At 45.3% G+C, this 12,637-nt stretch carries 9 protein-coding genes; 3 read left to right on the top strand and 6 right to left on the bottom strand.

Annotation, left to right across the window (positions count from 1 at the left end; translation table 11 throughout):
* Positions 1-6 precede the first annotated feature (6 nt).
* Complete coding sequence (locus AAA939_RS02410; RefSeq protein WP_338208734.1) at positions 7-1,293, bottom strand: citrate transporter; 1,287 nt, start codon at positions 1,291-1,293, stop codon at positions 7-9.
* Between the two features lie 17 nt (positions 1,294-1,310).
* Complete coding sequence (locus tag AAA939_RS02405; protein WP_338208732.1) at positions 1,311-2,723, bottom strand: FAD-dependent oxidoreductase; 1,413 nt, start codon at positions 2,721-2,723, stop codon at positions 1,311-1,313.
* 242 nt (positions 2,724-2,965) lie between these two features.
* On the opposite strand from AAA939_RS02405, the gene AAA939_RS02400 reads away from it, so the two are divergent.
* Positions 2,966-3,823, top strand: a complete 858-nt coding sequence (locus AAA939_RS02400) for a MurR/RpiR family transcriptional regulator (RefSeq protein ID WP_338208730.1) — start codon at positions 2,966-2,968, stop codon at positions 3,821-3,823.
* 61 nt (positions 3,824-3,884) lie between these two features.
* Here AAA939_RS02400 and AAA939_RS02395 read toward each other — a convergent pair whose 3' ends face one another.
* Both AAA939_RS02395 and AAA939_RS02390 read right to left on the bottom strand, forming a co-directional pair.
* Positions 3,885-4,754: an ROK family protein gene (locus AAA939_RS02395; protein WP_338208728.1), complete on the bottom strand. Its 870-nt coding sequence runs from the start codon at positions 4,752-4,754 to the stop codon at positions 3,885-3,887.
* A gap of 475 nt (positions 4,755-5,229) precedes the next feature.
* A complete protein-coding gene (locus AAA939_RS02390; RefSeq protein ID WP_338208726.1) occupies positions 5,230-6,288 on the bottom strand; it encodes an aspartate-semialdehyde dehydrogenase in 1,059 nt (352 codons plus the stop codon).
* Between the two features lie 162 nt (positions 6,289-6,450).
* On the opposite strand from AAA939_RS02390, the gene AAA939_RS02385 reads away from it, so the two are divergent.
* Positions 6,451-7,401: a linear amide C-N hydrolase gene (locus AAA939_RS02385; protein WP_338208724.1), complete on the top strand. Its 951-nt coding sequence runs from the start codon at positions 6,451-6,453 to the stop codon at positions 7,399-7,401.
* Here the strand turns inward: AAA939_RS02385 and AAA939_RS02380 are convergent.
* Complete coding sequence (locus AAA939_RS02380) at positions 7,398-7,616, bottom strand: hypothetical protein (RefSeq protein WP_338208722.1); 219 nt, start codon at positions 7,614-7,616, stop codon at positions 7,398-7,400. The two genes, AAA939_RS02385 and AAA939_RS02380, sit on opposite strands and share 4 nt — an antisense overlap.
* A gap of 224 nt (positions 7,617-7,840) precedes the next feature.
* On the opposite strand from AAA939_RS02380, the gene AAA939_RS02375 reads away from it, so the two are divergent.
* Positions 7,841-10,525, top strand: coding sequence for an MMPL family transporter (locus AAA939_RS02375; RefSeq protein ID WP_338230444.1), 2,685 nt, complete (start codon positions 7,841-7,843; stop codon positions 10,523-10,525).
* A 91-nt stretch (positions 10,526-10,616) separates the two neighbouring features.
* On the opposite strand, the gene AAA939_RS02370 is transcribed toward AAA939_RS02375, so the two are convergent.
* Entirely contained in the window at positions 10,617-12,614 is a 1,998-nt protein-coding gene (locus tag AAA939_RS02370) for a SpaA isopeptide-forming pilin-related protein (protein ID WP_338230442.1), read from the bottom strand.
* Between the last annotated feature and the right edge of the window lie 23 nt (positions 12,615-12,637).

The raw sequence follows: 12,637 nt of genomic DNA, 5'->3' as shown, positions 1-12,637 counted from the left end.
CCTTTACTAATAAAGCATAAATGACGCAACAATCAATCCAACAAAGGTTGAAGCTGCTAACCAGAACAACGTTTTCTTCAAAATATCATTGACATCCGTCTTGGTAAAATCAGCAACCCAGACGTTTTGTGAGTTAGTTGGATCACAAACTGCTTGAACGTTACTGTCTAAACGTAAGGCAACCATTGCGGCAATTGGATTCATTCCACCGGCAACTAACAAAGTTAAGATTCCTGAACCTAATCCCCAAACGTTTAATGGTCCACGGTAAATGGCTAATGGTGATAACAATCCAAAAATCAGAATAAACATCAATTGATTTTGTGGCACGATTAATTGAATAGCTGGCTTTAAGATAGCGGCAACTTGAGGCGCCATGACACTATTCAATAACATCCCAATTCCCATCATCAAACCAATCGCACCCGCAACATCTTGAATTCCTTCAACAGCGGCACTGCTGACAACGTGAACTGGCTTCTTGGGTGTGCTCAAAATTAACGCTGCAATAATCCCGATAATAATAGAAATAACTAATGGCATCTTAAATGCAAACACGAGAACAACCGGAACGATTGGTGCAATTAAAGCAATTGAACGAACTTGCTTTGCGCCACCACCCATGTTACCGTTTGGCATTGCCCATGCACGACGCTTTTTGCCGGAAAATTTAACGAAGAAGACAATCATTAAAATAGCAACGATGATGAGTGGAATCCCACAGATCCAAGACCATTTAGTAACCGTTGCGAGTGGTAATTTCAGAACATCAATATAAACTGCTAAAGTTGAAACTGAGAAAGTAACCCCAATCCCGTTTGCTAGTAATAAGATAATCCCTGCAAGCGTAGGTGTTAGCCCTGCTGAAATCATAATTGGAATAATAATGGTCCCAACTAAGATGACCATTCCTAAACCATTACTTGCGGCAAAGATAATAGAACAAACTGCTAGAAATCCTAATGAAATTGCTAATGTTCGATCACCGGCCAATTCTGCGGCTTTTTTGATAATCGCTTCCGTAACACCAATTTTACTCAAAACTTTCCCAAAAATTGACCCAAAGATCAAACCTGAAATAGCCGTGGACATTCGCATTGATCCGAGTTCCAACACATCTTTGGCAATGGTATATATTTTTTCATCGCCTGAAATAACTGGGACTCCAGCAATCAGTGCCATAATAATTGCCATGATTGGCAAGGCGAGCAAAGTCGGTAATTTTCTGGCCATCATCAACGCAACCATGATGGCAAACACGGCAAGAATGCCGATAACTTGTACAGTTTCCATAGTACCCTCCCAAAAATTTATTTTTCGATATAACTGCCTTGTGCAATTAACGTTGTTTGTAATTCTTCCGTATCAATCGTCTGAACAGACTGTCCGTGTTGAACAGCTTGAGCAGCCGCAGTTCCACAAGCTTGGCCTAACGCCGTCATCGTTGGTGTGGTCCGAATCGCTGCTTGGGCTTCAAAACTTGCGGAAACACACCGTCCCGTCACTAATAAGTTGTTAAATTCATTAGTCACCATAATTTCATAGGGAATCTGGTAATAACTGTCCATGACTTTACGATCAAAAGTCTGACTAGTCATCTCACTAGCCGTCTTGGCGTGTACAGATGATGTTCCTTCCCCTTTAGGATTATGAATATCAATCGGATAACCATTATGTGCAATCGTCGAAGTAAACTTCTTACTTTGAAGAACGTCATCCCCGGTCAAAACGTAGCGTCCTTTAATTTGCCGCGATCCCCGAATTCCCACACTTGGTCCAGAATAGGCAATCTTAGCATTTTGGAAGCCCGGAATATGACGAACCAAAAATTGATATAATTCCTGACACTGTTTCCGGCCAACCATTTCTGCATGCGTTAAACTCTTGGCATCAACCCCATTTTCATTAATAATCCGGGTCGTATTTAAAATAAATTCGCCAGGATTATTCGTTTCAAAGAAGAGAATGTCCTCACGGGGAATTGAAATCTCGCCGTTTGCTTTAGCCTTTTTGAATTCATCGTTGAACCCAATAAAGGACAAATTGTGCACGTGTTTCATGACTTTCAAATCACGATTAAGTCGTGGGAAGCGTACTGGATCTTTTAGCACCGTCGCCCGGAGTTGCTCAGTATCAACGCCATAAATTTTCAAATTCATTGTTAATGGTTGCGCTGCGTGGTCACTCTCACGACCATACTGGAATGGGACACCGCTCATGGTCGCCAAGTCGGCATCCCCAGTCGCATCAATAAAAACATCCGCAGTAATTGCTGATACACCATCTTTATTGGTCACGTATAGTTTGGTAATTTCATTATCTTGCTGCTCCGAGCCCGTTAAGTAGGAGTGAAATAAAACGTCACATCCTGCTTCCGTCACCATTTGATCCAAAACGTATTTCAACCCTTCAGCATCAAACGGTGTCACGTAAGAAATATAGTTTGTTGAATCTAGCACATGTCCCGGTGAATAATGTCCTGCAACCAATCGATCAACGATTTCTTGACCGATACCTTTGATTACTTGCTTTTCACCCGCAAAAAACGTCATCATGGGACCAACTCCCATGGCAGTCAATGACCCACCAAAGTAGCCGTGCTGATCAATAATTAATACTTTCGCACCATTGCGTGCAGCGGCAATTGCTGCACAGACGCCGGACACACCACCACCCATAACAACAACGTTATAATGGCTTTCTTCTTTATTAATCTTAAGCATCGCTGAGCCTCCAAAGTTTGATTGTGTTAGCGCTTTCACAATCTTAATATACAACACTTTCAATTTATGTCAACGTTTTTGAATATTTTTTTTAGTTTTTCTGACAGTTTCTGATTTTTTGAGAACTTTTTACAAACATCCTCGATTGAGATTGCCCTTGTTTAGGAGTACAATATGTAAGATAAACGCCGGTATAAAGGGAATTTAAAATACTTCATCAACAAATTAAGGGAATGAATACGATGCAATCTGCAGTAATTATGAAAATCTTGTCGTTGCAATCGAGTTTCACTGTCAGCGAGAATGACATTGCGCAGTTTGTGACACGTGAACCCGAGTCCGTTATTACGAGTACCATTACGGAATTAGCTAAAAAAATCAATACATCCGAAGCAAGTATTAATCGCTTTTGTAAAAAAATCGGTTATAAGGGATTTAATAGCTTTAAAGTCGCTTTAGCACAAAGTAACTTTCAACGTGAACAAACCACGCAGTCCGCAACTCATGAAAGCAACACGATTGAAGAGATGTCGAGCGATTACCGTTCAATGATTATGAACACCTCTGCCATGTTAGAAATGAACACCATTCAAAAAGCAACTAAGCTCATCAAAGCTGCCACCGTGGTTCACGTAATTGCACTCTATACCACGTCTTTTGTGGCGCAGGAATTTTCGTTTAAGCTACGACAATTAGGTATGAACGTTAGAGTTTATACGGAAATGCTTGAAGTCCAACTTGGTATGGCTAACATGGATAAGAACTCCATTGTCATTGCAATCGTGCCATCAGTGGCCAGTCGCGACGTGATTTCATTCATTACGACCGCTAAGGAACACAATGCAAACGTTGTATTGATTTCCGGTAACGATAGTACGGAAGTTAATGACTCCGTCGACGTAAAACTTATTGTGCCTGATCATATGTTGGCGCATAACCCACTCATCTTTTCTAACTCACTGATGTTTTCCTTCGTAACTGATATTCTAATCGCCGAACTAATCTCCAATGACAAGAATTTAAAACAACGCAAGCTGAATAGTGACACCATCATTAATTCATTTCAAAGTGCCAATAGCGGCTTGTTTGAACGCTATTAAACTAAAACAGGGAACGAAAGTCATTATTGTCATGACCTTCGTTCCCTGTTTTAGTTTTAATTTATTTCAGTAAATCTGCCGCCATGGCATAGTCCCCGACCGTGGCTGAGCCGTTATTTGGCACTTGTGACCGCACAATCAGATCATCTAGATCCGGTAACGCAACGTAGTTATTATTCAACTGTTCCACGTATTTGCGGATTTTAGGCATTTCAGCATCGCTTAACACGGAGCCCCCAAATACAATCTTTTCGGGCGCAAAATTCAAGTAAGTGTTAAAGACCAACTGTGCAGCGTAGTAACTGACATAATCAAACACCACGTTATCCCGTGACAAATCTTCACCACGTTGACCAGTTCTTTTTTCAATCGCTGGGCCGGCAGCCATTCCTTCAAAACAACGGTTACCATGGAACGGGCAAGCCCCTTCAAAGTGATCATCTGGGTGCGCCACGACCATCGTGTGCCCCATTTCCGAGTGAGCCCGTCCACCAATGAAGTGACCATCCTGAATGGCACCGCCACCAATTCCAGTTCCAATCGTGAAATAAACTAACGAATGATTGGTTTCACCGGCACCAAAACGATATTCACCATAAGCTGACGCGTTAACGTCAGTGGTAAATGCAATCGGCACGTTCAGAGCGGCTTTCAACGTTCCCACAATGTCTGCACCTTCCCATCCCTTTTTAGGTGTGGCAAGGACGTGACCGTACGTTGCTGAATCCTTGCGAATATCAATCGGACCAAACGACCCAATTCCTAACGCGTCGACGGGGTGAGATTCAAAAAACGCCACACATTTTCCTAAAGTTTCTTCAGGCGTCGTCGTCGCAATGCGAGCACGCTCCTGTGTCTGCATCGTTTCGTCTGCGACCGCTACCACAAACTTGGTTCCGCCGGCTTCAATACTACCCAATCTTTTATTCATTTACGTATACTCCTCTTAATTTCGTTTGAATGCGATTACATTATAGCATTTCATAAATTACCAGTCATCTTGAATAATATATCCGCTTCGACTTTCAATATTTAAAACTGGACCGTAACATTACACTTTCGCTTAATTACTCTGTCGATTGGGACCGACACAAAAAGCAGTCTTATTGTTGGAACCATCTGAGGTTGTCGCTGATAGCATCGGTCGTGAAGGTGGCCTTTGACCACGGATGGTCCGGAACAATTGCGACTTTTGCAAGTATTCCGGGCGAGGGGCTAGACCGCTCCTCAGGCTAGCTCCGGTCCCACGACCGCATGTCATCAGTGGCAACCGGAATAGTTCACAAGTAGCAAATTTTTATTGTTCTAGATACTAATACAACAGTAACCAATCCTTAAGCTTAGTATCTTTAGTTTATGACTAAAAAACCAGCAACTCACGAATTGAGTTACTGGTTCTATTAAGCTTATTGCATATGTAATAAGCCCATCTTTTCCATCGTTTCGGCAATTTGTACAGAGTTCCATGCGGCACCCTTTAACATGTTGTCTGAAACATCCCACATCTGGAAGGCTTGCGGTGTTTCTTGGTCTGGACGAATCCGACCGACGAAAGTATCGCGGGAACCTTCAGCGTCGTGAGCTTGTGGATAAATTTGATGATCAGGATCGTCTTTTAATACGATGCCCGGAGCTTTTGCCAAAACATCTTGGATGTCTTTGACCGTTGCCTTAGGATCTTCAACTTCAAAGTAAATTGATTCTGAATGGGCTACGGGAACGGGAATCCGTACACAAGTAGCGGTTACTTTGATGTCTTTACTATCCATATCACCTGACATGATCTTTTTGGTTTCGTGAATCATCTTCCACTCTTCATGAGTGTAGCCATCTTCTTCAAACACGTCGATTTGTGGTAGCGCGTTAAAAGCAATTGGGTAGTGTTTCTTGTCACCAGAAACTGGTAAGATATGTGCTTCCATATCCTTGCCATCAAGGTAAGCTTGCGTTTCATCGCGCAATTCCTTTAAGGCCCGGTTCCCGGCACCACTAACAGCTTGATAAGTTGAGACAATGACGCGTTTTAGCCCAAAGGCCTTGCGAATCGGTTCGAGAGCAACCACCATTTGGATCGTTGAGCAGTTCGGGTTAGCCACGATACCGTGGTGTGCCTTTAATGCTTCTGGGTTAACTTCAGGAACGACCAATGGAATTTTCGGATCCATCCGGAAAGCACTGGTATTATCAACAACTACCGCACCCCGTTTAACAGCTTCTGGGGCAAACTTTTTCGATACGGAACCACCCGCTGAGAAAAGGGCCAAATCAATTCCTTCAAATGATTCGGGAACCGTTTCTTCAACAGTTAAAGGTTGACCGTTGAATTGCAATTGTTTCCCTGCTGAACGACTTGATGCCAATAGCTTAACCGAATTGACTGGTAAACTTGTTTGTTCCACCATTTTGATCATCCGTGCACCAACTGCACCGGTTGCACCGACAATCGCGACGTTATATCCACTCACAATGAAGACCTCGCTTTGATAGTTATTGAAACATTATTATAGCACGATTTTAAAGATTAGAAAACAATGAGTTAATTTAATTATAAATTACTAATGTCAATTAGCCTAGACTTGGGGCCACCCGGCGTATACTAAAGGCAAACAAGAAAGCGAGGGAATCCGATGTGCACTAGCCTAACTTATACGGATACGACGGGTCGGCCGTACTTTGCCCGGACAATGGATTTTCCCACCACCACGCCTTGGCGACCGATTTTTTTGCCCCGCGGTTATTCCTGGCCCACTGGTTTAAAAACGACCCGTCAAACGCGCTATGCCATCTTAGGTGGCGGCCGGTTACCGCAAAACTTTGCCAGTTGCTTAATGGCTGACGGTGTTAACGAAACCGGTCTAGCCTGCGCCGAGTTGTACTTGCCCCACGCCGTCCATTACCACCCGGATGAACGTCCAGGGACCGTTAACTTAACCCCACAAGGATTTATTAACTGGGTTCTTGGTGAACATACTAGCGTCAACGAAGTCTTAGCCGACCTTGCCAACGTCACTTTGGTCGCCCAACTTTGGGGTGGCGACGACCAAGTTTATCCCTTCCACTGGTCGCTTTGCGATCGCAGTGGCCACAGCGTCGTGATTGAACCGACTACCCAACCACTCACAGCACAAGTTAACCCCAGTGGCGTATTAACCAACACACCCGTGCTTGCGCGCCATTTAGCTAATTTGAACCGCTACTTAGGTGTTGCTGGGCCTCAGTTTTCAAGTACCACCGTCAGCGCCGCCAAAACTTGGTTAAAGCAACAACGTCCCCTGCCAACTGGGTCACTCCCGACGGACCGCTTCATTCGAACAGCGATTCATTGCTTAGGGACCGCCACCCTCACGCCAGAACAAGTCAAACCAACCTTACTTTCCTGGTTAGCGGAAGTTAGCCTGCCCTACATTCCAGAACGGGAATCTCTCAGTCATAATTACACCCATTACCGTAGTATGATCGACTTGCAGGCAATGACCTATCACTTTATGCCCCGTCGTTCAACTCAGGTTCGTACCATTCCATTGACGAAAACCATGAGTACGACTTGGCACGTCCCATTCATTTACCGGGCCGACTAGTGTCGTTGCTTCAAGAAGTGGTCAAATTCGGTATTAATCGCTTGGCGAACGCGGGAATCTTCTAAATCCGCCTTCGTCATTTTTTGATCACCAGTGACCCGACTAACAACTTGTAGATAACCAAATAAAACCTGACTTGGATCCATGTGGTACTGGCTTGCCAACGAGACGGCCAAATCATACCGATCCGGCCCCATCAGTGCAGAATAATCCATTTAAAGTTCCTCCTTGAATTTGTAAGTTGATTGGTCTAACTCAAACATAACCAATTACAAGCAATTATTTTAGCTTGATTAAACCTAATAGCGTTTTAGAATAGCATAATTCGGATTAAATTACTGGAATTAGTCCCGGCCACTAAACCAACCACTCAAATCCCCGTTCAATATGGTAAGATTATCTTAATAATAGTAAATATATTGTGGGAGAATCAGGACGAATGCGAAGGTTATTAAAGCCTAAATTTTTATTTTTATTTTTCTGGATTATTGCAGTGTTCGCAAGCATTGCAGTTCTACCAAATCTCGAATCATTTTTGACCCATCAAGAAGTTCGCACGACTCAATCGGGAACGACTAGTAAACAGCAATTACGCTGGGGACACGGTCTAGCGAACACGCAATCACTGACCCTAGTCTTTAATAATCCCGGCGGCAAACTAACGGCTTATCAGAAATCCCAAGTCAGCCAAACACTTTCTAACCTTAATTTAAAAGCGGACTATTACGGCATCAAGCAGTTACGTACGAATCAGATGATGACGAATGATAAAAAGTTACTGACCGCCAGTGACGGTTCAACCGAGATTGCCGTCGCCGCAGTTAAGTCGAGCGCAGAAAATTTACCAATCGTTGCTGAACAGATCAATAATGCCATCGCCGTTTCAGGGCTCAATACGGCCGTAACCAATCCGCAATTGGTTGCACGCGCGCACACTAGACAGCGCGTCCGCGAAGTCATCAGTGCCTACCTCATTGGTAGTGCGGTGATGCTACTAGTATTAGGCTTTATCTTCCGCTCACTACTGGTTCCCCTCATTAATTTATTAACACAAGTGATCGTTTTGATCACGTCAATGAGCCTGGTGACTAACGCACAAACCACTTGGCACCTGCCATTTTCAACCGAAAGTGTCGTCCTAATTGGTCTGGTCAGCTTTCTAGTCACCAGCCTACTGACCTGGTCCTTTATGCGCGACTACTGGGCTGAGGACGTGCTTGCCGATGGCGACAAAGTCAGCCTGGCAACCATGTCGATCCAATATAAACGTTGGCTAGTTGTCCTATTACCACTAGCTATTCTCGCCCTCGTTCTCGGACAGACAAGTTGGCTCTCGCTAGCGTCAGCTTGGACAATCGCCATCACACTGGTCATGGCTGCTTTAGCGACGCCGACCCTCAACTATGCTTTTACGGCTTTACTCGGTGAAAGTATTTACTGGCCAGGGACCCGCGCTTGGCGGCCACGTGCTAAAAACCTATGGGGCCAATTTGCCCGCCTTAGCCATTGGCAGCCAATCCTCGGCTTACTCGCCGCTGCAATTTTGATTGTACCCGGATTATTAATGGCTAAAGTCCAATATGCGGACGACAATTTACGGCCGACCCATCAAGATCAACTCTCATCTGCAGAACTAGGTCAGCAAATTCTGACTGCTCATTTTGGCAATGGCGCCGCTGAACCGATCATTGTGACGATTCACAACGCTAAACCAGTGACCACCCAAGCAAACTTACAGGCTTTAGATGCCTTGACCACCAAACTTCAAGTGGTCAAAAACGTTGCACGGGTCGTTTCAGTGACCCAACCAACTGGTCATCGCCTCAGTCCGTTTTACGTTAAAAATCAGATTGCCCTGATTAACGCCGACTTAGCTGGTAAACAAGTGACAGTCACTGGTCTTCAAAAAGCCATCGCAGCCAACCAGCAAGCCTTACAACAAGCTGAAACCAAGCAACATGCCAAATCCGTTGATAAGCTGTCTGATCGTCTAAATAACGTTGCCACGACCAATGACGACCTGCTGGAACAGATTTCCGACTTGAACGACACGCTGTCAGAACCAGCGTCAACTTCTCACCATGCTAGCCGGGTCAATCGGGCATTTAATAAGTTAGATCGTTTAAATAGCCGCATGACTCGCCAACTTAACGGCCTAGTCGACCAACAAAATACGGTCGCTGAACAGGCTGGGCGCGCCAATCAAAAGGTTCGCAAAGTCAATAAGTCCTTAAAGAAAACGACGCAGTCCCTTCAGACACTGCTGGCTTCACTTAAAGTCACGAGTACTTACCTGACCGGACTGTCCAACAGCCAAATTGGTCAAAGTTTTTACTTGCCAGCTAATGGTCATCTCAATGACGACTATCAAAATAGTCTCTTTACCAACGTCAGCAGCGATCAGCTCACGACGCAATTGACCATTACACTGAGCACTTCACCAACTAGCGCAACGAGTCTAAAGACCATGAAAACTATTAAACAAGTGATCAAGCACGGTTTATCAGCGACAACGTTGAGCCACGCATCGTTCACCACTAGTGGCGTCACGAGTCAACAAGCTGCTCATCACCAGCTGATTTCAAAGCACGGCTTGACATGGGCCATCCTCAGTTTAGCCATCATTGCGATTTGTCTCTGGCTAACGCTCAGCTCGTTTACGTTAAGTGCCCTGCTCACAACCGGGTTAACCTTACTACTCATCGCAAGCTGGGGTTGGACACAGTTAATCATGACGACTTGGTTTAATAACGGTCCCCTTAGCAGCAGCGTCTTCCTATGGGGCGTTGGCCTGTTAAGCCTCCATTGGTTGAGCCTCACCTTGATGACCGTTCATCGTAAACACTGGCTTCAGCATTTCGATGACGCGAAGTTGCTTCGACATTTCTACTTATCTGGTCAGTCCGTCTGGCCAGTAACACTGTTTGAACTGAGTTACTTGTTACCATTACTATTAATGTCTGACGCTAACTTACACGCGTGGGCCGTTATGGGATTGGTGGGGATCACCATCAGTAATCTCGTGGTACCACTCGTATTACCAGGTCTAATCACTTGGACCGTTCGACCACCTAAAGGGCTTAAAAATTGGTTGACGAAGCACCATGTTTTAACGGCAAAGTAATCTAAAAAGAATGGATGACTGCGTTTTGAAGACGCAGCCACCCATTCTTTTTTTGCTCTCTAACTTTTACTTATCCCTAACAATCTTCAAATTAATTAGACCGCCGGCGGTAGAAATGTACACCTAACGCAACTAGCAGTCCGGCTAATACTAAGCCTAGAATTGCGTATAACCGTTGTGGCTGCTCATTAGTTTGCGGTAACGTCGTCATTGGAGAACCGTTACCCGTACCCGGATTAGTTCCAGTTCCAGGTTGTCCCGTTTGATTGGATGCCGAATTACCACCATTACTGCCGTTGCCCTGATTTGAGGAGCCTGGCGCCGTGACACCAGGATGTCCTGGTGTTGGCGTCTGGGTTCCTGGATTTTCAGGTGCGGGCGTACCCGTGCCTGGCTTTTCTGGTTCAGTTACGCCAGGTTCTTCAGGCGTTCCAGGTTCCTCAGGATTCCCGGGTTCTGGTTTTCCAGGTTCTTCTGGTGTACCCGGTTCCTCAGGATTCCCAGGTTCTGGCTTTCCTGGCTCTTCCGGTGTGCCTGGTTCTTCAGGATTTCCAGGTTCTGGTTTCCCGGGCTCTTCCGGTGTGCCTGGTTCTTCGCCGCCATTTGCTTCCGGTTCATCGGTTGCTTTAACAGTTACAGATGCTGTTTGCCCAGCCGTGATCGTAAATGGTAATGGCTTGGAAGATAACTCGTAGTCCGCTGGCGCTTTCGTTTCAACAAACTGATAGTCACCAGGCGTCAGACCATCCACCGTCAACTGGCCTTGTTCATCGGTCGTGAGGCCGCTCTTAATAACGGTCCCAGCCGCGTCCTTTAATTCATACACGGCACCAGCTAAAGCTTTCCCGTCAGTCGCATCGGTCTTATTTAAAACGACTGAGCCTGTTTCCGGTTCCACCGGTGTCTTAGTATCGCTTTGGCTAACTTGGACTGGCGTCGCGGTATCCTTCGCGTTAATAGTGAACTTGATTGGTGTACTGTCAAGCTCGTAACCGGTAGGTGCTTTCGTTTCAACGAACTGGTAGTCTCCAGGTACTAAGTCACTGATAGCGATTTCGCCATTAGCGTCAGTCGTCAATCCGGATTGTATAACGTCGCCAACTGAATCTTGTAACTCATATTCAGCACCACTTAACTTGGCCTTGGTTTCAGCATCCTGTTTGCTAAAAATAACTTCGCCGACAGGGTCACCGGCACCAATATCGTTGCCGCCGTTACCAGTCCCGCTACCACCATAGCTAACGTTCCCACTGACAGTTGAGCCATTCATTGAAGCCGTATTAGTCCAGTTACTACTGCCACTTGAAACATTGCTTAACTTGCTGTTGTAAACCATGTTGACCGCAGTGGTGATATTACTAAATGTAAACGTAATCTCACTGCCGTTAACACTGACTTCTGGTGTAACGGTACCGTTCTGAACAAAGTTTCCCGCGTCGTTATAAGCACCAGTGTAAGCAATTACTGATCCTGGCACAAACGTCTGATTTGGGCTTAGTGTATCTTTAACGACAACCGAGCCGAGCTCTTTGCCTTCAGGATTAAAAGCGACGTTCCACGTCAACTTTGATGGTAACCCATTATTGTCATACCCGCTAATCCAACCTAATTTGTTGACGGTCCAATCATAGTGAACGTCCGAAGTCGACGTCCCCTTTGCATAAAACTGTAACGTCCCCGACCGGTTAGTCCCAGTATGAGCTAACGCATCATTAAACGTAATCGTCCCCGCTGTCTGGCCAGCTTTGATCACAAAATTTCCGACTGTTTGACCGTTGTTGTCAACGATTGGAAAGCTTAGGTCAACCGGTGCAATCGCACCATTTGGCAATTCAACCGTTGCAGTATCGCCGTTCGCAATTGGTTGGCCGTCACGAATGGACCACTCATACTTAATCGTATAATCTTCCCATTTGCTTAGCGAACCCGTATCCGAAATCACCGTCCCATGTCGGTCAGTAACCACTGCACTACTGCCCGTTAAGCCATTGGTTGGAATTTCAGACGCTCTGGCAACACGCCCCAACGCTAAAACCGTCGCAAAAACTGTCAACAGACCAAGTAGGACTGCAAACAATTTGACTCGCATTTTTGACTCCCCCATTCTCTCGT

The organism is Lactiplantibacillus paraxiangfangensis, from assembly GCF_036246185.1.
GTDB classification, from domain to species: Bacteria; Bacillota; Bacilli; order Lactobacillales; family Lactobacillaceae; genus Lactiplantibacillus; species Lactiplantibacillus paraxiangfangensis.
This window is presented reverse-complemented; position numbering and strand designations above follow the sequence as displayed.